The sequence below is a fragment of the Nonomuraea sp. NPDC052265 genome (assembly GCF_044547985.1).
In the GTDB taxonomy this organism is placed as follows: Bacteria; Actinomycetota; Actinomycetes; order Streptosporangiales; family Streptosporangiaceae; genus Nonomuraea.
In genome coordinates this window covers 193297-216215 of record NZ_JBIUBJ010000007.1, presented here as the reverse complement: position 1 = coordinate 216215, position 22919 = coordinate 193297, and the positions used below count along the sequence as shown (strand labels likewise).

19 protein-coding genes are annotated in these 22919 nt (G+C 73.9%); 9 read left to right on the top strand and 10 right to left on the bottom strand.

Annotated features, from left to right (window positions below; all coding sequences use genetic code 11):
• Positions 1 to 224: 224 nt before the first annotated feature.
• Together ACIHAD_RS22875 and ACIHAD_RS22870 are read left to right on the top strand one after the other, a co-directional pair.
• Positions 225 to 3269 carry a LuxR C-terminal-related transcriptional regulator gene (locus ACIHAD_RS22875; RefSeq protein WP_397356589.1) on the top strand — a complete coding sequence of 1015 codons (3045 nt, stop codon included), beginning with the start codon at positions 225 to 227 and terminating at the stop codon, positions 3267 to 3269.
• A gap of 224 nt (positions 3270 to 3493) precedes the next feature.
• On the top strand, positions 3494 to 4405 hold the full coding sequence (locus ACIHAD_RS22870) for an alpha/beta hydrolase family protein (RefSeq protein ID WP_397356588.1): 912 nt from the start codon (positions 3494 to 3496) through the stop codon (positions 4403 to 4405).
• 137 nt (positions 4406 to 4542) lie between these two features.
• Here the strand turns inward: ACIHAD_RS22870 and ACIHAD_RS22865 are convergent, their stop codons facing one another.
• Positions 4543 to 5376, bottom strand: coding sequence for an SDR family oxidoreductase (locus tag ACIHAD_RS22865; protein ID WP_397356587.1), 834 nt, complete (start codon positions 5374 to 5376; stop codon positions 4543 to 4545).
• 130 nt (positions 5377 to 5506) lie between these two features.
• On the opposite strand from ACIHAD_RS22865, the gene ACIHAD_RS22860 reads away from it, so the two are divergent.
• Positions 5507 to 6232 (top strand): MgtC/SapB family protein, encoded by a 726-nt coding sequence (locus ACIHAD_RS22860; RefSeq protein WP_397356585.1) that lies wholly within the window; start codon positions 5507 to 5509, stop codon positions 6230 to 6232.
• A gap of 72 nt (positions 6233 to 6304) precedes the next feature.
• The gene (locus ACIHAD_RS22855) at positions 6305 to 7243 is read left to right on the top strand and encodes an NAD(P)-dependent oxidoreductase (protein ID WP_397356584.1); all 939 of its coding nucleotides are present in this window, start codon (positions 6305 to 6307) and stop codon (positions 7241 to 7243) included.
• On the opposite strand, the gene ACIHAD_RS22850 is transcribed toward ACIHAD_RS22855, so the two are convergent.
• A complete protein-coding gene (locus ACIHAD_RS22850; protein ID WP_397356583.1) occupies positions 7201 to 8031 on the bottom strand; it encodes an AraC family transcriptional regulator in 831 nt (276 codons plus the stop codon). The two genes, ACIHAD_RS22855 and ACIHAD_RS22850, sit on opposite strands and share 43 nt — an antisense overlap.
• A 29-nt stretch (positions 8032 to 8060) precedes the next feature.
• A complete protein-coding gene (locus ACIHAD_RS22845; protein ID WP_397356582.1) occupies positions 8061 to 8984 on the bottom strand; it encodes a fumarylacetoacetate hydrolase family protein in 924 nt (307 codons plus the stop codon).
• 66 nt (positions 8985 to 9050) lie between these two features.
• Between ACIHAD_RS22845 and ACIHAD_RS22840 the strand changes: the two genes are divergently transcribed.
• Positions 9051 to 9758, top strand: coding sequence for a FadR/GntR family transcriptional regulator (locus ACIHAD_RS22840; protein WP_397356581.1), 708 nt, complete (start codon positions 9051 to 9053; stop codon positions 9756 to 9758).
• A gap of 20 nt (positions 9759 to 9778) precedes the next feature.
• Entirely contained in the window at positions 9779 to 11041 is a 1263-nt protein-coding gene (locus tag ACIHAD_RS22835; protein WP_397356580.1) for a DUF3500 domain-containing protein, read from the top strand.
• On the opposite strand, the gene ACIHAD_RS22830 is transcribed toward ACIHAD_RS22835, so the two are convergent.
• Positions 11020 to 11916 carry a cation diffusion facilitator family transporter gene (locus tag ACIHAD_RS22830; RefSeq protein ID WP_397356579.1) on the bottom strand — a complete coding sequence of 299 codons (897 nt, stop codon included), beginning with the start codon at positions 11914 to 11916 and terminating at the stop codon, positions 11020 to 11022. The two genes, ACIHAD_RS22835 and ACIHAD_RS22830, sit on opposite strands and share 22 nt — an antisense overlap.
• Positions 11917 to 12193: 277 nt before the next feature.
• On the opposite strand from ACIHAD_RS22830, the gene ACIHAD_RS22825 reads away from it, so the two are divergent.
• The 3 genes from ACIHAD_RS22825 (at position 12194) to ACIHAD_RS22815 (ending at position 14926) form a co-directional block, all read left to right on the top strand.
• Positions 12194 to 13483 carry a cytochrome P450 gene (locus ACIHAD_RS22825; protein ID WP_397356578.1) on the top strand — a complete coding sequence of 430 codons (1290 nt, stop codon included), beginning with the start codon at positions 12194 to 12196 and terminating at the stop codon, positions 13481 to 13483.
• Positions 13484 to 13534: 51 nt separating this feature from the next.
• On the top strand, positions 13535 to 14233 hold the full coding sequence (locus ACIHAD_RS22820) for a TetR/AcrR family transcriptional regulator (RefSeq protein ID WP_397356577.1): 699 nt from the start codon (positions 13535 to 13537) through the stop codon (positions 14231 to 14233).
• A 192-nt stretch (positions 14234 to 14425) separates the two neighbouring features.
• Entirely contained in the window at positions 14426 to 14926 is a 501-nt protein-coding gene (locus ACIHAD_RS22815; RefSeq protein WP_397356576.1) for a S26 family signal peptidase, read from the top strand.
• Here ACIHAD_RS22815 and ACIHAD_RS22810 read toward each other — a convergent pair.
• From ACIHAD_RS22810 to ACIHAD_RS22785, 6 genes are all read right to left on the bottom strand, one after another.
• Entirely contained in the window at positions 14830 to 16746 is a 1917-nt protein-coding gene (locus ACIHAD_RS22810) for an ABC transporter ATP-binding protein (protein ID WP_397356575.1), read from the bottom strand. The genes ACIHAD_RS22815 and ACIHAD_RS22810 overlap by 97 nt on opposite strands.
• Positions 16743 to 17270, bottom strand: coding sequence for a TlpA family protein disulfide reductase (locus ACIHAD_RS22805; RefSeq protein WP_397356574.1), 528 nt, complete (start codon positions 17268 to 17270; stop codon positions 16743 to 16745). Before ACIHAD_RS22805 ends, ACIHAD_RS22810 begins: the two co-directional genes overlap by 4 nt.
• A gap of 9 nt (positions 17271 to 17279) precedes the next feature.
• A complete protein-coding gene (locus ACIHAD_RS22800; protein WP_397356772.1) occupies positions 17280 to 17660 on the bottom strand; it encodes a MauE/DoxX family redox-associated membrane protein in 381 nt (126 codons plus the stop codon).
• A 28-nt stretch (positions 17661 to 17688) separates the two neighbouring features.
• Positions 17689 to 17862 carry a hypothetical protein gene (locus ACIHAD_RS22795; protein ID WP_397356573.1) on the bottom strand — a complete coding sequence of 58 codons (174 nt, stop codon included), beginning with the start codon at positions 17860 to 17862 and terminating at the stop codon, positions 17689 to 17691.
• Between the two features lie 350 nt (positions 17863 to 18212).
• Positions 18213 to 19346, bottom strand: coding sequence for an acyl-CoA dehydrogenase family protein (locus ACIHAD_RS22790; protein ID WP_397356572.1), 1134 nt, complete (start codon positions 19344 to 19346; stop codon positions 18213 to 18215).
• Positions 19343 to 22792, bottom strand: coding sequence for an indolepyruvate ferredoxin oxidoreductase family protein (locus ACIHAD_RS22785; protein WP_397356771.1), 3450 nt, complete (start codon positions 22790 to 22792; stop codon positions 19343 to 19345). Before ACIHAD_RS22785 ends, ACIHAD_RS22790 begins: the two co-directional genes overlap by 4 nt.
• Positions 22793 to 22919 lie beyond the last annotated feature (127 nt).

Here is a 22919-nt window from a genome sequence, read left to right as displayed (position 1 = left end):
CGGTCAGGACTCAAGGTAGGTCACCAAGCGCTTGCTGTCACCGAAATGCCGCACTTTCTCCCGTCCCGCCCGCTCATCTTCCCCTCGGCCGGAGCCTTCGGCCGGTCGGGCGATGCGTACGGATCCCGCTGGGGTGGCCGGGGCATCGGTGAAACCACCGGTCCGTGGTTTCCGTCGGCGACACCCTCTTTCAGCGACGCCACCCGCGCGTGACACTGGACGGCGTGTCCCCAGTCACGCGCGTTCCCGTGTTACGCGGCCGCGACGCGGAGGAGAACGTCCTGCTGCGGCTGCTCGACGACGCCCGGACCGGCTCCGGAGGGGCGCTGCTGCTGACCGGGGCGGCGGGCATGGGCAGGACGGCGCTGCTCGACCTGGCCGCCGCGCGGGCTCAGGGGTTCCGGGTGCTGCGGGTGGCGGGGGTGGAGTCGGAGTCGCGGCTGCCGTACGCGGGGCTGCACGGCCTGCTCAGGCCGGTGTCCTCGGCCGTCGCCGCGCTGCCGGCCGCCCAGGCCCGCGCCCTGACCGAGGCTCTGGAGTCCGGGACGTGCGGGGCGGGGCTCGCCCTGCCTGCCGCCGTACTCGGACTGCTGGCGGCGGTCGCGGCCGAGCGTCCCGTGCTGGCCTGCGTGGACGACGCCGACCGGCTGGACGCGGCGAGCCTGGACCTGCTCTCGTTCACGGCCCGCCGCCTGGCCTCCGAACCGATCGCCATGCTCTTCACCGCCCGACGCCCCACCGCGCGGGAGTCGCGAGGGCTTGTGGGGGTGCCCGAGTGGGGGGTCCGGGGGCTTGAGGGGGCGGCGGTGCGGGAGTTGGCCGGGGATCTGGCGCCCGGTGGGCTGGCCGAGGATCTGCTGGCCGCGCTCGACCAGATCGCCTGCGGAAACCCCCTGGCGCTGAGCGAGCTGATCGGCGCGCTCACCCCCGACCAGCGGGCCGGGCTCGCGGCGCCGCCCGCCGCACTGCCTCCTGGTGGGCGGTTGTGGCGGGGGCACACGGGCGTGCTCGCCCGGCTGCCCGCGCGGACGCGGTGGTTGCTGCTGCTGATCGCCGCCGATCCCGCCCTGGACGTGGCGACCCTGGCCAGGGCGGCCAGTCCGGCGTGCGCGCTGTCCGCGCTCGAACCGGCCGAGCGGGCGGGGATCCTGCGGGCCGGCGGGGACGCGTTCGCGTTCCGGGAGGCAGCGATGCGGGCGGTGACGTACCACGCGGCGTCGCTGGCCGAGCGCCGCCGCGCCCACCGCCTCCTCGCCGGCCTTCTCACCCCGCCCACGGACGCGCCCCACGGCCCCAGCGTGGACGGCTCCCATACGTACGGCCGTCTCGCAACCGTCCCAGGGGCAGGCGGCTCCGATGCGGGGGCGGACGGCTCAGTGGCGACGCATACCCCGGGGGCGGGCGGCTCGGGGGCCGGTGGGTGGGGGAGGTTGCGGTGGGCGTGGCATCGGGGTTGGGGGGTGGACGCCGACGGCGAGGAGGTGGGCGACGAGTTGGCTCGGGCGGCGCTGGCCGTGCGCGGAATCGCCAGACCCCCCGAGCCGCACCTGACGACGGAACACACCACCGGACGTCCCGAGCCGGACCTCCCGCTGGAACACGCCGCCATGCATCCCGAGCCGTACCCCGTGATGGAACACGCCGCCAAGCATGCCGAGCCGTACCCCGGAGTGGAATCCGGTGGCGGGTTTCCGGAGCCGTATCTGGCGTTGGAGCGGGCCGCTGAGCTCACCGCACATCCCCAGGTCAAGGCTGAGCGGCTGGCCGCCGCCGCCAGGCAGGCGTGGGTTTCCGGACGTCCGCAGGCCGCCCGGTCGCTGCTGGCCCGGCTCAGGTCGCTGGCCGCGCCCGAGGAGCTGCGCGGCCACGTCCAGCTCCTGCACGGCAGCCTGGAGCTGTTGGGCGGCGAGACCGGCAGCGCCCGCGAGGAACTGCTGGCGGCGGCCCGCCGGCTGCTGGAGAGCCACCGCGTGCTCGGCGTGCGGGCGCTGGTCCGTGCGGCGGACGCGAGTTACCGGGCGGGCGACAACCGGGCGTTCATCGCGATCGCCCGGCAGGCCGCCGCGCTGCGGCGGCCCGACGAGCCGGCGCCGGCGCAGCTCATGTTCGAGTACCTGGCGGGCATGGCCCACACCTTCAGCGGCCTGCACCAGGAGGCGGCCGGGCCGTTGCGGCGGGTGATGGAGCTGGCCGAGTCGGTACGCGACCCGGCCGTGCTGGCCTGGGCCTGCGTGGCGGGCATGCTGCTGGGCGAGGAGGCCGTGGCCCACCGGCTGTCGGCGCGGGCCGTGGAGGAGGCCCGGCTGCGCGGGGCCGCGTCGGCGGTGCCGCAGCTCCTGGAGTTCACGATCTACCCCGACGTCTGGATGGGCCGGTACGCCTCCGTCGCCGCGCCCGCCGCGAAGGGCCTGCGGCTGGCCCAGGAGACCGGCCAGCTCAACACCGCCGCCCAGCACCTGGCCTGGCTGGCGATCAGCGCCGCCGTGGAGGGCGACCAGGAGACGTGCAAGATCCGCGCGGACGCCGCCATCGAGCTGGCCGACGCCCACGAGCTGGGCCTGGCCGGCGCGGTCGGGAACTGGGCGCTGGCCTGCCTCGACCTGGCCGCGGGCCGCGTGGCCGACGCCGCGGGCAGGCTGCGGGCCGAGCGGCGCAACGACCACGTCGTCATCAGGGTCATGTCCACCCCGCACTACATCGAGGCGGCGGCCCGCACCGGCGACCGGGAGCGGGCCGCGTCCGCCCTGCGGGTGCTCGAACGCTGGGTCGGCAGCACCCGCAGCCCCGACCTGCGGGCGCTGGTCTCGCGGTGCCGCGCGCTGCTGTCCGTACGTCCGGGGGAGGCCGAGGAGCTGTTCCGGGACGCGCTGCGCCTGCACAGCCAGGGCGTCTGCGCGTTCGAGGCGGCCCGTACGCACCTGCTGCTGGGCAGCGCGCTGCGGCGCGACCGGCGTCCGGGCGCGGCCAGGAACCATCTGCACACGGCGCTGGAGACGTTCGAACGGCACGGCGCCCGTTTGTGGACCGAGCAGGCCAGGGCCGAGCTGCGGGCCTCCGGCGAGCCGGTCCGCCCGGCCGCGGACGCGACGGTGTCGCAGCTCACCGCCCAGCAGGCGCAGATCGCCCGCATGGTGGCCGAGGGCGCCACCAACAAGGAGGTCGCCGAGCACCTCTTCCTCAGCAGGCGTACGGTCGAGCACCATCTCAGGAACATCTTCAGCAAGCTCGGCATCCGCTCACGGGTGGAGCTGGTCAGGTTCATGTCCTGAGCGACGCCGCCGGAAGGACCACGGTGAACGTACGGTGGCCGCGTGCCCTGCTCGTCATGGCCCCCGCCGGCTTCGCCGGGCCGTCCGCCGCGTGCTCCCGTGAGGGGCGGCGACCCCGGTGTGAGCGCCTGAGCCGCCCGGCGCCCGGCACGAGACCGGTGATTTCACCGATGCACGGCTGACCGCGCGTCCCAACAATGGCGACAGACAGCAGTCACCCCCCGATGAGCAGGGAGTACGACGACGTGCAGCTCTCCACCCCCCACTTCGGCGCGCGAACGTTCACCAAGCTCGCCCTGGCCGTCACGCTGCTCGCCGGCGGCGTCGCGGCGGCTCCCCCCGCCCACGCGGCCGGCCCGTACGAGCGCGGCCCCGACCCGACCGCCGCCGTCCTGGAGGCCGCCCGCGGCCCGTTCGCGACCGCGGAGCTCAGCGTCTCGCGGCTGAGCGTCACCGGCTTCGGCGGCGGGACGGTCTACTACCCGACCGACACCAGCCAGGGCACCTTCGGGGCGATCGCCATCTCGCCCGGCTACACGGCGACCTGGTCCAGCCTCGCCTGGCTGGGCCCGCGGATCGCCTCGCACGGGTTCGTCGTGATCGGCATCGAGACCAACACGATCTACGACCAGCCCGCCGGCCGCGGCCGCCAGCTCCTGGCCGCCCTGGACTACCTGACCTCGGCCAGCCCGTCGGCCGTGCGCGGCAGGATCGATGCGTCCAGGCTCGCGGTGGCCGGTCACTCCATGGGCGGCGGCGGCACGCTGGAGGCCGCCGACGCGCGCCCGTCGCTCCAGGCGGCGGTGCCGCTCGCGCCGTGGAACCTCACCAAGAGCTGGTCGGGCCTGCGCGTGCCGACGATGATCATCGGCGGCGAGGCCGACACGATCGCGCCGGTGGCGACCCACTCCGAGCCGTTCTACCAGTCCATCCCGTCGTCGGTGGAGAAGGCGTACCTGGAGCTGAACGGCGCCTCGCACTTCTTCCCGCAGGTCACGAACACCACGATGGCCAAGTCGATGGTGGCCTGGCTCAAGCGGTTCGTGGACGACGACACCCGCTACGACCAGTTCCTGTGCCCCGCCCCGAGCGGCACCGCGATCGAGGAGTACCGCGACACCTGCCCGATCACCTGACGGGCCCGGCCCCACGGAGCCGGTGACGACCGCCGTCACCGGCTCTCCGGCGTCCCGGGAGTCCCACGGCCACCCACGCGAGCGCGGCCCGAAGACCTCGGCCCACCAGTCGGCGGCCCGCGCCGCGCGCGCGGCCGTCACTGAAAGGCGGCGGCGTTGCGCCGGGCCCAGCCCGCGAACGTGCCGGGGGCCCGGCCGAGGATCTTCTCGACGTCGGTACTGACGGTCCGCTCGCGGACGGTCGGGGTGCCGAGGATGTCGAGGGTGGTGTCGGCGACGGGGGCGGGCATGAACGTGAGCATCTGGGCGTGGGCCTCCTCGCGGGACTGCTCGGTGAAGGTGACGGGCTCGCCGATGGCCTCGGCGATGGCGGCGGCCCGCTCGCGCGGGGTGGTGAGGGCGGGACCGGTCAGTTCGTACGTCGCGGCGGCGTGGCCCGGCTCGGTGAGGACGGCGGCTGCCACGGCCGAGATGTCCTCCGGGTCGACGATCGGCAGGCCGACGTCGCCGAAGGGCGCGGCCACCGCACGACCGGACCGGACGGACGGGGCCCAGGCGTAGGCGTTGGAGGCCAGGCCGCCCGAGCGCAGGATCGTCCACGCGGCGCCGGAGTCCATGACGGCCTGCTCGAAGGCGGCGAAGGACTTGCCGTGCGAGGCGGAGTCCGGGCGCGTGGCCACGCCCTGGGAGGAGAGCAGGACGATCCTGCCGGCCTCGGCGAACGGGGCCACCACCCGGGCCGGGTCCCCGGACATCATGAGGTCGCCGCCGATGAGCAGGAAGACCGCGTCCGCCGTGGTCGGCAGGTCGGCGGAGGGCCGGGACAGGTCGGCGGCGACCGTGCGCACGCCGGACGGCACGTCGGACGGGGTGATGCGGCGCGACACGGCGGTCACCTCGTGGCCCTGCTCGGCGAGCAGGTGGACCAGCGTGCGGCCGACGTTCCCGGTGGCGCCCGTGACAACGAACATGGGTGTTCTCCTCAGTCGTAAGTTAGTTGCCTGACTGAGAAGAACCGTAGCACAGAAACTGAGTCAGGCAACTAACTTTTGGCGGGGTCGCCAGGTGTGAAACCCGCGTAGGCCGGGGACATCTGGGCGAATGGGGACGGTTCTCGCTGCCACGGCGCTGGCCGGGCAAGGATGGACCCAGCTGGGAGAACTGGGCCTGGCCCTGCTGCTGTCGGCCGCCATCGGGCTCGAACGCGAGATCCGCCAGAAGAGCGCCGGCCTGCGCACCCACACTCTGGTCGGCTTCGCCGCGGCCCTGATCATGCTGGTGTCCAAGTACGGCTTCGCCGACGTCCTGGGCGAGCACGTCACCCTCGACCCGTCCCGGGTGGCCGCGCAGATCGTGTCGGGCATCGGGTTCATCGGCGGCGGCCTGATCTTCGTCCGGCGGGACGCGGTGCGCGGGCTGACCACCGCCGCGGTGGTCTGGCTGACCTGCGCGGTCGGCATGGCCGCCGGGGCCGGACTGTGGCTGCTGGCGATCGCCGTCACCGCCGGTCACTTCCTGGTCCTGTTCGCCTTCACCCCGCTCTCCGCCCGGCTGCCGCGCTCGAAGTACGCCCAGTCGCGCCTGCACCTGACCTATCTCGACCGCCACGGCGCGCTCCGGCGGGTCCTCTCCCTGTGCAGCGACAGGGGCTTCGTCATCGCCGAGCTCACCATGGAACGCGACCAGGAGGGCAAGGACCGGCGGTCGGTCTCGATCTGGCTCGTCGTCCAGGGCTCGGGGCCGGTCAGGGATCTGGTCGCCGAGCTGCTGGACATCGACGGCGTGCTCGGCGTCTCCAGCGAGGACCTCGACGTCACCCCGCCCTGACGGCGGCGGGGCCGCACAACCGTTCAAGACCGGGGCCCGTCCTCCCGGCTACAACGGTCGGCGGCGGGAGGCGTGCAGCGGGAGGTCGGACGCATGGGCGAGGCGGGATTCATCGGGCTGGGGATCATGGGCCGGCCCATGGCGCTGAACCTGGTGCGGGCGGGCACGCCGGTCGTGGTCTGGAACCGTACGGCGGCCGGGTGCGAGCCGCTGCGGGCGGCCGGCGCGCGGGTCGCGACGAGCCCGGCCGAGGTGTTCGAGGCGGCCCGGGTCGTGCTGCTCATGCTGGCCGACGAGGCCGCCGTGGACGCAGTGCTCGGGCGCGGCACGCCGCGGTTCGCGTCCATGGTCGCGGGGCGGGTCGTGGTGCACATGGGCACGACGTCCCCGGCGTACTCGGCGGACCTGGGCGCGGCGGTGCGGGCGGCGGGCGGCGACTACGTCGAGGCGCCCGTGTCGGGCTCGCGCGGCCCGGCCGAGGCCGGGCGGCTGGTGGCGATGCCGGCCGGCGAGCCCGCGGCGGTCGAGGAGGTGGGCCCCCTGCTCGCCCCGATGTGCGCCGAGGTGATCCCGTGCGGCCCGGTCCCCGGGGGGCTGCTGATGAAGCTGGCGGTGAACCTCTTCCTGATCACCATGGTCAGCGGGCTGGCCGAGGCCACGCACTTCGCCGCCCGGCACGGCCTGGACCTGGAGACGTTCGCCCGGGTGCTGGCCTCGGGCCCGATGGCCAGCGACGTGTCCCGGGCGAAGGCCCGCAAGCTGCTGGACGGCGACTTCACCGCCCAGGCCGCCGTCGCCGACGTGCTGAAGAACAACCGGCTCATCGCCGAGGCGGCGCGGGCGTCGGGTGTGGCCTCGCCGCTGCTCGACGTCTGCCACGCGCTGTTCGCCGAGACCCTGGCGCTCGGGCACGGCACGCTCGACATGGCGGCCGTGGTGCGCGCGATCGAGGCCAGGACCGGCGGGCCTCAGGCGAGCGCGGCGGTCCACGCGCCGGGCGTGAGCCCGTAGGCGCGCTTGAACATGCGGGTCAGGTGGCTCTGGTCGGCGAAGCCCGCCCGCAGCGCGGCCTCGGGCAGCGGCAGGCCGTCGAGCATCGCCCGCCGGGCCAGGTCCAGTTGGCGCATCGTCCTGAACCGGGTCGGGCTGGTGCCGAAGGCGGCGCGGAACTGGCGGGCGATGGTCCAGCGGTCGAGCCCCGAGACGCGTTCGAAGGCGGCCACCGGGTGCCGGGTCGCGGGGTCGGCGGCGATGAGCTCGCGCACCCGTGCCAGGGCCTCGAACGCGAGGGGGCCGCGCCGCCGCCGGGCGGGGGCGTCGGCGTGGCGCTCCAGCGCCGCCGCGACCAGCAGCGCGACCTCCAGCCGGGCCAGGTCCTCCAGGGGCTCGTCGAGGTGCCGCAGCCAGGCGAGCAGCGCCGGCGACATCCCCTCCGGCCGCACGACGGGGTCGGCGACGAACGGCAGCGGCCGGCCGCCCAGCGCCTCCTGGACCAGGTAGGGGTCGACGTAGAAGATGCGGTAGCCGAAGCCCGCGTCGGTGCCCGCGGCGCCGTCGTGCACCTCGTCGGGATGCAGCACGTGCCACTCCCCCGGCAGGCATCGCCGCAGCTCGCCGCGGTAGCGGAAGGTCTGCACGCCGGCGAGCGTGACGCCGATCGCGTACGTGTCGTGGCGGTGGGGCGCGAACGCCTCGCCGACGAGCGAGGCGGCCAGCCGCTCGATGCCCTCGGCGGCCGGGCCGAAACGCAGCCGGTGCCCCGGCCGCGCCGCCCGGCCCCGGACAGGTCGTGTCTCCACCACCCCAGTGTCGGCCATCGCGGCCGGGTTCACCCCTCCGGTACGGGCAGCGCCCGCGCGTCGTTGCCGACGATCGGGTTGCGCACGCGGCCGAGGCGTTCGGCCTCGACCTCGACGACGTCGCCGGGCCGCAGCAGCCACGGCGGGGTGCGCGCGTAACCGACCCCGGCGGGCGTGCCGGTGGCCAGCAGGTCGCCGGGCCGCAGCGTGAACGTGCGCGAGATCAGCGCCAGGGTGTCGCCGACGCCGTAGACCATCTCGTCGGTACGCCCGTCCTGGACGACCTCGCCGTTCACCCGGGTCCGCACCCGCAGCCCGTCACGCAGGTCGCCGACCTCGGACGCGGGCACCAGCGGGCCGAGCGGGCCGGAGCGGTCGGCGTTCTTGCCGAGGATCCACTGGCTGGTGAGCTTCTGCGCCCGGCGCGCGGTGAGGTCGTTGAAGACCGAGTAACCGGCGACCGCGGCCAGCGCCTCCTGCGGGTCCGCGTCCACCAGCGGCGAGCCGACGTAGGCGACCACCTCGCCCTCCCAGTCCAGGCCATCCTCGCCGGAGGGCACCGGCACCGGGACGCCGCCCACGGTCAGCGACCGCGTCCAGCGGGCGAACAGCGTGGGGTACGGCGGCACGCCCTCCCCGGCGTACGAGCCCTCGGCGACGTGCCTGAGGTAGTTCAGCCCGACGCAGATCACCCGGGCCTCCGGCAGCACCGGCGGCACGAAGGTGACCGACGCGGCCGGGACCCGCTCGCCGGCCGGCTCTCGGGACAGGAAGCCGGCCGCGTCGGCCCAGAACCGCTCCAGCGGGGCCAGCACGGTGACCTCGGCGCCGTCGTCCGACAACGCGGCCACCTCGACGCCGTCGGCCGACGGTCCGGCCACCCCGACGCCCGAGGCGCCGGGTCGCGGCGCGGCCCTCTCCGCGGCGTTCCTGCGGATCCCGACGATCCTCATCGCTCATCTCCTCAAGGCCGCGAAAACCTTCCAAAGGTTCGCAGGTTTTGTGGTTGGATCCGGACTATGCCCTACCTCTCCTCGTCCGGACAACCGGCGTCCACCCCCGTGCAGGTCGCGCTCACCCGGGCCGAGCGGCTGGCCGCCGCGCTCGACGACCGGATCAGGTCGCGCGGGCTGACGCCCGGGGAGCCGGTCGGCACGCTGGAGTCGCTGCGCGCCGAGACGGGCCTCGGCTACGCCACGGTCAGCGAGGCCGTCCGGCTGCTGCGCGACCGGGGCGTGCTGGAGATCCGGCCGGGGCGCGGGGGCGGGCTGTTCGTCGCCGACCCGGGTCCGGTGGTGCGGCTGCGGCACACCCTGCTGAGCGTCACGGAGGAGCCGGGCACGGTCGCCGACGCCATCGAGCTGCGCGACCACCTGGAGGAGCTGATCGACGTCGGCGCCGCCCGCCACCGCACCCGCCGGGACGTCGCCGACCTGCGCCGCCTGCTGCGACGGCTGCGCGCCGCGCCCGGCTGGGACACGTTCGTGCGCGCCAACTGGGCCCTGCACGAGCGCATCGCCGCGATCAGCCCGAACGCCATGGCCCGCGCCGTCTACACCGGCACCCTCGGCCACCTGGGCGCCGCGTCCCCGCGCCCCGACGACGCGGCCGGCGCCGCCTACCGCGAGCAGCGCTACCAGGTCCACGCCGACCTGGTCGAGGCGATCGCCGCGGGCGACGAGAGCGCGGTACGGGCCGCCGTCGCCCGGCACAACACCACCACCTGAGACAGACCGAAGGGGCCCTCATGCCCGGCGAGTACCGCCAGTACCTGTTCCCGCACGACCACCCGCGGCTGGCCGGCGTACGCGGCCTCGACCCCTACGCCTACCGCGAGCTGGCCAGGAGGCCGGGGACGTTCACCGGCGGCCTGATCGAGGGCTGGACCCCGCTGTACGGGAACGACTTCCGCGGCGTCACCGAGGACGGCACGCTCCGGGACGGCCTGCATCCGCTGACGCCGCCCGAGCCCGGCGAGGAGGCGCCGGTCGCCGCGATGGTGTCGGCCGCCCGCGACCTGCTGGCCTGCCTGGACGACGAGGGCCGCGAACGCCTCTCGTACGAGGTCGACGCCGTGGAGTGGCAGACCTGGGCCAATCCGGAGTTCATGCAGTTCGACACCGGCCTGCGGCTGGACCTGCAACCGCCGGACGTCAGGGAGAAGGCGCTGGCCCTGGTGCGCGCCTCGCTCTCGCCCGAGGGCCACCGGCTCGTCCGCGCGGTGATGCGGGTCAACGGATTCCTGGGCGAGGTCGTCGGCCTGGAGACCGTCCTCAACGAGTTCAGCTACAACCTCGCCCTCTACGGCACGCCCGGCCCGCGGGCGCCCTGGGGCTGGCAGCTCTACGGCCACCACTGCGCCCTGAACTGCCTGGTCGTCGAGGGCCGCATGGCGCTGTCGCCGGTGTTCCTCGGCGCCGAGCCCGACGAGATCGACGCCGGTCCGCACGCCGGTCTGCGCGACCTGTTCGCCGGCCGGGTCGCCCTCGGCCTCCGGCTGATGACCGCCCTGCCCGAGGAGCAACGCCGGCAGGCCGTCGTGTACGAGCGGATGGTCGATCCGGCGATGCCCGAGGGACGGGTGCATCCCGGGGACGAACGTCACCTGGCCGGGGCGTTCCAGGACAACCGCGTGATCCCGTTCGAGGGGCTGCGGGTCGCCGCCATGCCCGCGGCGGCGCGGGAGCACGCGCTGGCCGTCGCCGGGTCGTTCGTCGGCCTGCTCCCGCCCGGCCCGCGCGCCGCCCGGCTGCGGGAGATCGCCGCGCACCTGGACGAGACCTGGTTCTGCTGGATCGGCGGCCACGAGCCCGGCGACGTCTTCTACTACCGGCTGCAGTCACCGGTGATCGTCGCCGAGCTCGACCACCACTGCGGCGTCTTCCTCGACTACGACACGCCCAAGCCGTTCCACGTCCACACCGTGCTTCGCACGCCGCACGGCAACGACTACGGCCGCGCGTGGGTCCGGCGGTGGGCGGCGGCGGGTCAGGACTCGGGCTGGAGGTAGACGACCGTGGACATCGGCACGCGTTCGCGGATGCGCCGCTCGGTCTCGGCCAGCGCCTCGGCCACCGCGTCCTCCCGCTCGGCGATGGTGACGCGGGCGGCCACCAGCAGCTCCTCCGGGCCCAGGTGCAGGGTGCGCAGGCGGGTGAAGGAGGCGACGGCGTCGTGCTCGCGCAGGGCCTCCTCGATGGCCCGCTGGACCTCCGGGGACGCCGACTCGCCGATGATCATGCTCTTCGTCTCGGTGGCCAGTGTGATGGCCACGACGATCAGCAGCACGCCGATGGCGATCGAGCCGATGCCGTCGTAGACCGGGTCGCCGGTGACCAGCGCGAGCGTGACCCCGATGAGGGCGAAGGCCAGCCCGGTCAGGGCGGCGGTGTCCTCCAGCAGGACCACGGGCAGCTCGGGGGCCTTGGCCTCGCGGATGTAACGCGTCCACGACCGGCCGCGGCGGGCCTGGTCGGCGTTGCGCACCGCCGTACGCAGGGACAGCCCTTCCATGACGATCGCGCCCACCAGCACCCCGATCGCCCACGGCCAGCCGGCCAGGGGCCTGGGGTGGCTGATCTTCTCGTAGCCCTCGTACAGGGCGAACAGGCCGCCGCCGAAGAACAGCACCACCGACACCAGGAAGGCGTAGAAGTACCGCTCGCGCCCGTAGCCGAAGGGGTGGGCCGGGGTGGGCCCGCGCTTGGCACGGGACTGGCCGAGCAGCAGCAACCCCTGGTTGCCGGAGTCGGCGAAGGAGTGGATGCCCTCGGCGAGCATCGAGGACGAGCCGGTGAAGAAGAACGCCACGAACTTGGTGACGGCGATCCCCAGGTTGGCGGCCAGCGCCGCGTAGGTGGCCTCCTGCGAACCCTCGCCGCTCACGCCGTCCCCGCGACCAGTGCTCGTGCGGGCTGTCGGGTCATCATTTTCCTCCCGTGCCGTGGACTCTGCCGGATCCGTCCTGCCGGATCTGTCCTGCCGGATCCGTGCTGTTGGATGCGTGCTGTTGGATGCGTGCTGTTGGATCCGTGCCTTTGCCCCGTGTGCCCGCGCCCACACCTTGATCCCGGCCCCCGATAGACGTGCACGATGCGCATTGATGCGCGTCGTGCATCTTTGTACGGTGGAACGGCCGCCCCCGAGAGAACAGGACGTGCCGATGAGCGACAGCAGCCTGACCGACGACTCCCCCGGCGCCGGTCCCACGGCGATGCGCCGGATTCTGCCCGCCGACCTGGTCGAGCGCGGACGCTGCCCGTTCGACCCGCCGCCGGGCCTGCGGGAGCGACGCGGCCAGGCCCCGGTCCAGCCGGTGCGGCTGCTCAACGGCGCCCAGGCGTGGCTGGTCACCGGCTTCGACGAGGCCCGCACCGTCCTGTCGGACGCCCGCTTCAGCGCCGACCGGGTCCGCCACCGCGAGGCCACGTCGCTCCAGCCGCATGAGGTGGCCGAGCAGGCGGCCGGCACCCTCCGTCCGGGCCCGGCGGTCGAGACCCGCGAGGACGGCTTCTTCGTGTTCATGGACCCGCCCGAGCACACCCGCATCCGCCGGCTGCTGACCGGCCAGTTCACCGTACGGCGCATGCGGGAGCTGGAGTCGCGGGTCACCGAGATCGCGGTCGAGCACATCGAGGCGATGCGCGCGGCCGGCACCGAGGCCGACCTCGTACCGGCGTTCGCGCTGCCGCTGCCCTCGCTGGTCATCTGCGAGCTGCTCGGCGTCGACTACGCCGACCGCGCCGAGTTCCAGCAACGCACCTCCGTCGGGCTGAACGCCAACTCCACCGCCGAGGAGCGGGCCGTCGCGGGCGCCGAGCTGTACGCGTTCATGCGGCGGCTGGTGGCCGCCAAGCGCGCCGAGCCGGCCGACGACCTGCTGTCGGGGCTCGTCCACGAGGCCGACCCGCCGCTGACCGACGCCCAGCTCGTGGACGTCGCCCTCGTCCTGCTCGGCGCGGGCCACGAGACCACCGCCAACATGCTGGGCCTGGGCGCGTTCGCGCTGCTGGAGCACCCCGGCCAGCTCGCCGCCCTGCGGGAGGACCCTTCCCTCGTCGACAACGCGGTCGAGGAGCTGCTGCGCTTCCTGAGCATCATCCAGCTCGGCGTCACCCGGGTCACGACCGGGCCCGTCACGCTGGGCGGCGCCGACCTCCCGGCCGGTTCGACGGTCGTGATCGCCACGCCCGAGGTCAACCGCGACCCCCGCCACTGGCCCGACGCCGACCGGTTCGACGTCAACCGCGCCCGCGTCCCGCACCTGGCCTTCGGGCACGGCGTGCACCAGTGCCTGGGCCAGCAGCTCGCCCGGGTCGAGATGCGCGGCGGGCTCAAGGAGCTGATCACGCGCCTGCCGGGGCTGCGGCTGGCGGTGCCGGCCGAGCGGGTGCCGGTGCGCGACGAGATGCTCGTCTTCGGCGTGCACTCCCTGCCGGTCACCTGGTCCTGACCGGGCCGGGGCGGGCCGGGGCGGGCCTCGCCGGAGCCCATAATGAGGACCGTGGCAGAGGAGGCCGGGGTGGTTCAGCTCGCATCGGGCGGCGGGGAGCCCGCGTCGCCGCCCGTCGGCCGCCGCGAACGCAAGAAGCAGGCCACCCGCGCCGCCCTCCGCGAGGCCGCGCTCCGGCTCTCCCTGCGCCACGGCGTCGAGAACGTGACCGTCGAGCAGATCGCCGGTGAGGCCGACATCGCGCTGCGCACCTTCTTCAACTACTTCTCCAGCAAGGAGGAGGCGGTCGTGGCCTCGCTGGCCGCCGCCGCCCAGGAGCTCATCGCCCGGTTCAGGGCCCGGCCGCGGACCGAGCCGGTCCTGCGGGCGTTCCGCGAGGCCGTGATGGCCGTCATGAACGAGAGCGACGCCGCCGGCCGCGATCACGTCCGGGCTCTGCAGCTCGTACGGTCGGCGCCCACGCTGGTGCCCCGGCAACTGGCCGTGCTGGCGGCGCAGGAGCAGGCTCTGGCCGAGGCGATCGCCGAGCGCATCGGCCGTCCAGCCCCCGGACGGCCCGGCGACAGCGGCTATCCGCTCCTGTGCGCGTCCGCCGCCCTGACGGCGCTGCGCGTCGTCCTGGATCAGTGGCTCCGGCAGACCGCGGCCTCCGCGGGGCCGCCGGACACGGCGCTGCTGGCACGGCAGATCGACAGGGCCATCGACCAGCTCGCATCCGGCCTCGACCACCCAGGCCACAACGTGCCTTAGCACCCGCCCCCAGGCGGCGGCCGTGGCTCGACCGCAGGGAACCACGCACCCCCCGCTCCTCGTCTCGGGCCTGCCCGCCCGGCCCGACGGGTAGCCGGGGCGTTCTGTCCGGATGGTGCGGGGGTGTCGGGCGAGGGGGGTCCGGCGCTAGTCTCGGCAGTCCATCGATGATGATCGACTCGGGAGGGCGTCGTGCGGCGCGTCATGATCCTGCTGGCCCCGATCGCGGCCCTGGCCGCCGGGCTGGCCGTCGCCCGGCGGCGCTTCGTCGTCGTCCGGATCAGCGGGGCCAGCATGCTGCCGACCTACCGCACGGGTGACCGGGTGCTCGTCCGCAGGACCACCGGGGCGAGGGTCGGGCGGGGTCAGGTCGTGGTGCTGCAGACGGTGCCGCCCGGGGGCGAGTGGCGTACCGGGCCGCTGCCGCGGCCGGGGGCGGCCATGTGGTTCATCAAGCGGGCGGTGGCGGTGCCGGGTGACCCGGTTCCCGCCGAGGTCGCGGCCCGGGTGGGGGCGTCGCCGGGCGACGCGGTCCCGGCGGGCCGGCTGGTCGTCCTGGGGGACGGGCCGGTCAGCGAGGACTCGCGGCGGTGGGGTTACGTGCCCTTCGACCGGGTGCTCGGGGTCGTCGTGCGGGCGCTGCTCCCGTCCCGGGAAGCGGGAAAGGACTCCGGGGGGTCCGGCGGGCTCTGAGGGGTTGTCGACTCGTAGCCCTGGGCCTGGAGGGTGAAGAGGGTCGCGTACTGCCCTCCGAGGGCCATCAGCTCCGCGTGCGAGCCGTTCTCGGCGATCCGCCCCTCGGCGAGCACGACGATCACGTCCGCCTCACGTACCGTGCCCAGCCGGTGGGAGATCAGCAGGCTGGTGTGTCCCTCGCGGTGGCGGCGCAGGCTCCGGTGGATGGCGTGCTCGGCCTGCGCGTCCAGGCCGGAGCTCGGCTCGTCCAGGACGAGCAGGTCCCGTCCCTGTCGCATCAGGGCGCGGGCCAGCGCGAGACGCTGCCACTGCCCGCCGGACAGCACCACCCCGGCCTCGGGGTCGTCCCGGTCGCCGAAGAAGATCCGGCTGAGCAGCGTGTCGTAGCCCCGAGGCAGCCCGGCGACCGTCTCGTGGACGCCGGCCAGCCGGGCGGCGGCCTCGACCCGCTCCCGGTCGTCGAGCGCCTCGACGTCGCCGAGCCCGATGTTCTCGGCCGCGGTCAGGTCGTAGGACATGTAGTCCTGGAACACCGCGCCGATGCGGCGGCGCAGCTCGGCGGGGTCGGTCTCGCGCAGGTCGACGCCGTCCCAGAGGATGGATCCGCGTACCGGGTCGTAGAGCCTGCAGATCAGCTTGACCAGGGTGCTCTTGCCCGCGCCGTTCAACCCGACCAGGGCGAGGGAGCCGCCGCGGGGGACGAAGAGATCGACCCCGCGCAGCACCCACGGATGGGCGTCGTCGTACCGGAACCAGACGCCGCGCACCTCGATGCCCTCGCGCAACTCCGGGACGGGGCGCGGCCGCCGCGGTACCGGCAGGTCGGGCGGGTCGGCCACGACGTCGAGGTAGTGCCCGAACATCAGCAGCGCGTTGTGCGCGTCGGCCCACTGACCGACGACGGACGTCAACGCGGACTGCACCCCGGCGACGGCCGCGACGAACACGGCGACGTCGCCGACGCTCAGCGCACCGGACGCGGCGGCGACGATCGCCCAGAGCAGGCCGAACGCGGCGACGGCCGCCCCCATCAGCGACAACGCCCCCTGGGTACGCAGCGTCCTGCGCGCCAGTCCCTGCTCGGCGGCGTTGACCGCGCGCAGCTCGCCCAGCATCCGGCCGCGCAGCAGGTCACCGAGGCCGAACAGCCGGATCTCCTTGGCCGCGTCGGGGCTGGTGAGCAGGCCGGCGAAGAAGATCTGCCGCCGCGTCCTGGAGCTGACCCCCCACATCATCCCGGCGCGACGCCGGGACAGGTCGAGCTGGGCGCGCACCGAGGGGATCGCGGAGAGCACCACGACGACGATCATCCCCGGAGCGAGCACGGCCAGCGCCGCGGTGAACCCGGCGAGGGTGACGGCCCCCTGGGCGATCCCCAGGGTCGAGCGGACGATCCGCTGCGGCGCGTTCTGGCCGGCCTCCTGCGCCAGCCGTACGCGGTCGTGGAAGGCCGGGTTCTCGAACCGGCTCAGCCCCGGATGGGCGTTGACGGCCTGGAACAGCCGATCCTGGATCAGCACCTGGAGCGCGCGGCGCAGCTGCTCCTGGGCGTACTCGGCGACCGTGGGCAGGGCCGCGCCGACCAGGCCGGTCACGCCGAGAGCCACGCCCCACGGGAGCAGTCCGGCGGGGCCCGCCCCGGCGGACAGTCCGTCGAGGACGAGCTTGGTCAGCCACGCGGCGGCCACCGGGACCAGGCCCATGAGCAGCACCGCGCCCCCGGAGCCCAGGACGGCGGCCGGGTGCGCCCGCCAGGCGAGCGCCACGGCCGCGCGCAGCCGCCAGGCGGCGCCGCCGTGCCCGGCGGGAGCGGTCATCGGCGGGTGACCGCCGGCAGCACGCCCGGGGTGGCGCCGGCCGCCACGACCACCCCGTCACCGTCGACCAGGAAGAAGCTGGGGAACTGCGAGACCTGCAACGCCCTGCTCACCGGACCGCCCATAGGCTCCACGACGACGGTGGCCGAGGTCAGCTCGCCGGTGAACCGCCGGGCCTCGTCGGGGTCGCCCGTGATCACGGCCAGCACGCGTTCTGGACGCGTGTCGGCGAGGTAGGACGTGAACTCCGGCAGCAGCTCGTGGCAGGACGCGCACTCGGTGGAGAACACCGCCACCACGGAGACCCCCGAGAAGAACGCGCGCGACACGGTCCCGCCGTCGACGGCGGTCGCGCTGAACTCGCCGATCGTCATGCCCGGCTGCACCGTCGGGGGACGCGTGGGCCCCAGCTCCGCCAGCCTCAGCGTGTGCGCGCGCAGGCGGCGGATCACCGCCAGGGTCAGCACCAGGTTCACCAGGCCCAACAGCCCGACGATGACGACGGCGGCGACGAGATACGGCATACGGACTCCTCAGAGGTGACGCGGCTGTGCGGAGAACAGGTCGGCGAGGTCGTCGAAGAAGATCACGATGACGGCGAGAACGCTGCACGGCGTCGCGGAGCCCGAGCGCATCGCCGTGACGATGCCGGCGCAGAACCCTACGAGGACGGTGCGGGCCGGCATGATGCCGGCCCGCACCGTCCCGGGGGTCGCCAGCGGTACGACCACGCACCCTTCGGCCAGGACGACGGCGCCGCTCGACGCCGTGGCGGCCCGCGTCCCCAGGGGGAACAGGCCGCGCACGGACCCGCGGAACCCGGCGAATGCGGACCCGCCGCACGCCTTGCCGAGCACCGCGACCAGGAGGACGACGCCCAGGGCCACCCGGCAGGCGAGCGCGACGTACCGCATGGCTGTCACTGGGGATCGGACGGTCTCGTCAGCAGTAGTCGAAGCTGCCGCAGCTGACCGTGCCCGTGGAGTCGTGGTAGCAGCACGTCCGGCAGAACTTGCCCTGGCAGCACCAGTCGGTCCAGCACGCGGCCGAGGCCTCGGCCGAGGGGAGGAGCTTGTCGAGGAGTCGGTCTCCCAGCTTTTCGAGTGCGCGGATCATGGCGAGCTCCTTGCGTGGGGATCTTTACGCGATCACCGTCACCCGGCAAGGGGCCGGTGTTAACGGAGAGATCGGCCGAGACCGGAGTTGCCTTTGAGCACCTAGTGATCTTGACATCCCGAATTCAATCGCAATGCGCACGTCTCAGCACCCAACGAGGAATCCCACTTCCCAGACCGAAAAAGGCTGAATGGCCACCGTGCTTGCCGTTGGAAGAAACGCGTCGTCGGAACGAGCCGGCATGATGCCGGTCCAGCCTCCGGCCTCGCCCACCCAGAGCGATCCGTCGTCGGTGTGGTGATCGAAGAACCCCGCCTCCCAGCACCGGGGAGCGGGGTCTCCACAGGGGGCTACCTGGCCAGGTGGCGGCTGATCACCAATCGCTGGATCTGGTTCGTGCCCTCGAAGATCTGCATGATCTTGGCCTCGCGCATGTACCGCTCCACCCGGAACTCCCTGGTGTACCCGTAGCCGCCGAACACCTGGACCGCGTCCGTCGTGACCTTCATGGCGGTGTCCGTGGCGACCAGTTTGGCCACGCTGGCCTGCCTGCTGTAGTCGAGGCCGGCGTCCCGGCGGCGGGCCGCGTCCAGGTACGTGGCCCGGGCGCTGTCCACCCCCGCCGCCATGTCGGCGAGCAGGAAGCCGAGGCCCTGGTGGTCGATGATGCGCTTGCCGAACGTCTGCCGCTCCTTGGCGTAGGCGACGGCCTCGTCGAGGGCGGCCTGGGCGAGGCCGACGGCGCAGGCGGCGATGCCGAGGCGGCCGGAGTCGAGGGCGCTGAAGGCGATCTGCAGGCCCTGGCCCTCCTCGCCGATCAGGCGGTCGCCGTCGATGACGGCGCCGTCCCAGTGGGCGCTGGTGGTGGGCACGGCGTGCAGGCCCATCTTCTCCTCGGGACGGCCGAACGTCAGCCCCTCGGCCGCGCCGGGCGCGACGAAGCAGGAGATGCGCTCGCCGGTACGGGCGAACAGGGCGTAGAAGTCGGCGATGCCGCCATGGGTGATCCACGCCTTGTTGCCGGTGATGCGGTAGTCGCCGCTCTCGGTGCGCTCGGCCCGGCAGGTGAGGGCGCCGGCGTCCGAGCCCGCCTGCGGCTCCGACAGGCTGTAGCCGCCGACGATCCGCCCGGCCAGCATGTCGGGCAGCCAGCGTTCGCGCTGCTCGGCGGTGCCGTACGCGGCCACGGGGAAGCAGGCCAGCGTGTGCACGCTCGTCGCCACCGCGACCGCCGCCCAGCGTGCCGCCAGTTCCTCGATCACCTGGAGGTACACCTCGTACGGCTGGCCGCCCCCGCCGAACTCCTCGGGGTAGGGCAGGCCGAGCAGCCCGGCCGCGCCGAGCGTGGCGAACAGCCCCTCCGGGTACGTCTCCGCGCGCTCGTGCTCGTCGACCCGGCGCGCGAGCTCCTTGTCGGCGATGTCGCGGGTCAGCTCGATCAGGTCCTTGGCGTCCTGGTCGGGGAGCAGGCGGTCAACGGTCACGACGACTCCTTGGGTGCGGCTTCGGCGAGGCGGGCCAGGGCGGTCGCCGCCCGCTCACGGAACTCGGCGACGCGGGCGAGCTTGATGTCCTCGTACCCGCGGATCGACTCGGGAAGGCCGGCGATCTCGGCGACGGCGTCGATCGTGCCGGGGGTCAGCCGGGCGAGGGCGGCGCGCATGAGATCACGATATTCGATGATCAGTTCCCTTTCGACCCGCCGGACCTCGGCCTGGCCGAACACGTCGAGGGCGGTCCCGCGCAACACGCGTGCGGCACGCAGGCCGCGGAACAGCACGGGCGCGCTGCGGCGCAGCCGGATCTTGCGCTTCATGCCCATCGCGCGCAGCAGCGGCGGGTGCAGCAGTACGGACACGGTCGCGTCGGCGCCGTACTCGCGCTCGCGTCTGGCCTGCTCGGCGGGATCGAGGTGCAGCCGGGCGACCTCGTACTCGTCCTTGTAGGCCATGAGCTTGTGCAGGGAGCGGGCGTAGGCGAGCCCGACGCGCGCGCCGGCCTCCTCCCCCGCGCGCCCGGCCGCCTCGGCGACCACGCGCCTGACGGCTGTCTCGTACGTACGGGCGTAGGTCTCGTTCTGGTAGCCGGTCAGGTCCGCCACCCGCAGGGCCAGCGTCTCCTCCAGGCCGGGCGCGGGCCGCTCGGCGGGTTCGGCGAGCACGGCCCGGCGTACCGCCTCCCGGTCGGCGACGGCGGCCCGGCCCCAGCGGAAGGCCGCGAGGTTCTGCTCGACGGCGGCCTTGTTGAGCCTGATCGCCGCCTCGACCGAGGCGGCCGAGACAGGCAGGCAGCCGTGCTGGTACGCCGCCCCGACCAGCAGCATGTTGGCCGGCATGTGATCGCCGAACAGCGCCTCGGCCAGCTCGTGGGCGTCGAGGTACAGGTTGTCCCCACCCCCCGTGGCCGACTCCGTGGCCGACTCCAGCCTGACCACGGCGTCGGCCGGGGAGCCCGGCACGGCGACCCGTCCGGTGACCATGGCGGCGGTGGGCACGACCGAGGTGTTCACCACGGCGATCGTACGGCCGGGCGCGGCGACGGCGAGGTTGGCGTCGGCGGCGGCCCCGAGCAGGTCGAACCCGAGCAGCACGTCGGCCGTGCCGCGCGAGGCGCGCACCGAGCCGTCCACCGGCCGCTTGGCGATGCGCACGTCGCTGACGACCGGCCCGCCCTTCTGCGCGAGCCCGGTCTGCTCGATGCCGGCGGCGTGCAGTCCTTGCAGGTGGGCGGCCATCTGGAGGATCTGCGAGACCGTGACGACCCCGGTGCCGCCGATGCCGGGCATCCGGATCAGCGTCTCGGCGTCGCCGTCGAGCCTGACGACCGGCTCGGGCAGCCGCACGGGCAGCGGCGGCAGCTCGCGCGGCGCTCTGGTACCCGGCTCGACCAGCAGGAACGACGGGCAGTCGCCCTTGAGGCAGCTCAGGTCGGAGTTGCACGACGGCTGGTGGATGCGGGTCTTGCGGCCGTACTCGGTCTCGACGGGCTGGACGGACAGGCACGTCGAGACGTCGCCGCAGTCGCCGCAGCCCTCGCAGACGCGCTCGTTGACCACGACCTTCGCCGTCGGGGTGGGCAGCTTGCCGCGCTTGCGCAGCCGCCGTTCCTCGGCCGCGCACTTGTCGTCGTGCAGCAGGACGGTCACACCGTCGAGCGCGGCCAGCTCCCGCTCGACGTCGGCGAGGTCGTCGCGGTGCCGCACGGAGGCGATCGGCGTGAGCCTGACCCCGCGGTACGTCTCCGGCTCGGGCGTGGTGATCACGATCCTGCGCACGCCCTCCTCGGCCAGCGACCGCGTGAGCGCGGGCACGTCGAGCCGCCCTTCGGCGCGCTGGCCGCCGGTCATGGCGACGGCGTCGTTGTAGAGCAGCTTGTACGTCATCGTCACCCCGGCCGCCACCGCGGCCCGCACCGCCAGGGAACCGGAGTGGTGGAAGGTGCCGTCGCCGAGGTTCTGCACGAAGTGCCGGTCCCGGGTGAACGGCGCGAGCCCGATCCACTGGGCGCCCTCGCCGCCCATCTGGGTGATGCCGATCTGGGTGCCGCGGCCGTGCCCGTCCAGGGCGATCATGGCGTGGCAGCCGATGCCGACGCCGACCAGCGTGTCGTCGGAGGTGCGGGTGGAGGAGTTGTGCGGGCAGCCGGAGCAGAAGTACGGCGTGCGCGCGGCGACCACCGGCAGCAGGCGGCGCGCGACGGACGGGGGCGGAGCCAGGCGCACGGTCCCGCGCGGGAGCCGGTCGGGGCCGAGGCAGGTGACGAGCGCCTTGGCGACGTCCTCGGCGCCCAGGGTGCCGCGGGCGGTCAGCAGGTCCCTGCCCGACACGACCGGCGCGCGCTCGCCGCCGTACAGGGCCTGCTTGAGGTGCCCTTCGAGGAACGGCACCTTGTCCTCGACCACCAGCACCCGGTCGAGGTCGGAGGTCATGGCGGCCAGGTCGGCCGCGGCCAGCGGGAACGGCATCCCGAGCCGGATCAGGCGCAGCCCGAGGTCCTCGGTGGCGCTCTCGTCCAGGCCGAGGTCGGCCAGGGCGCGCAGGACCACGGCGTACGTGGTGCCGGAGGCCAGGATGCCCAGCGTGGCGCGGGGCGCGTCGCGCATGACGCGGTTGAGCCCGTTCACGCGGGCGTAGTCGCGGGCCAGTTCCAGCCTGCGGGTGAGCAGGTCGTACTCGGCGTCCAGGGCGGACGGGCCGACCAGGATCGGCGACTTTCCGCGGTCGGCGTGGTCGGGGAAGGGGATGCCGTCGCGCAACGCGCCCAGGTCGACGGTGGCCGAGGCGTCGGCGATGTCGGCGACGATCTTCAGGCCCGTCCACAGGCCGGTGGCGCGAGACAGGGCGACCGCGTGCAGGCCGAACTCGATGATCTCGCCGACCGAGCCGGGCGCGAGCAGCGGCATCGACAGGCTCTGGCACATCGGCTCGCACGAGCTGGGCACCGTGGAGGACTTGCAGCCGGGGTCGTCGCCGATCCAGGCCACCGCGCCGCCGAGCGCGGCGGTGCCGGCCATGTTGCCGTGCCTGATGGCGTCGGCGGCGCGGTCGAGGCCGGGGTTCTTGCCGTACCAGAAGGCGGTGACGCCGTCGTGGCTGCGGCCGGGGACCTGGCCGAGGAGCTGCGTGCCGGCCACGGCCGTCGCGGCCAGCTCCTCGTTGAGTCCGGGGCGGAAGACGACGCCGGCCTCGTCCAGGAAGCGGGCCGCGCGGCCCATCTCCAGGTCGACGCCGCCCAGCGGGGAGCCCTGGTAGCCGGAGACGAAGGCCCTGGTGTCCAGGCCGCGTTCGCGGTCCAGGCGCCGCTGTTCGAGGGTCAACCGGACGAGGGCCTGGATGCCGGAGATCAGCACCCGGCCGTCGGGCGCGGCGTACTTGTCGTCGAGCGACACGGTCGCGCTGTTCACGCTCACGCGAACCTCCTGGCGGGCAATGCGTATGTGGGGTTCCCCAGCACAGCAACGGAGAGCTACTGTGCGCAAGTATCAGACGCGAAACCACGATGAAGACGCAAATAATGCGAGCTGGGCGATTCTGGCACAGAAGATCTTTGCGTCACCA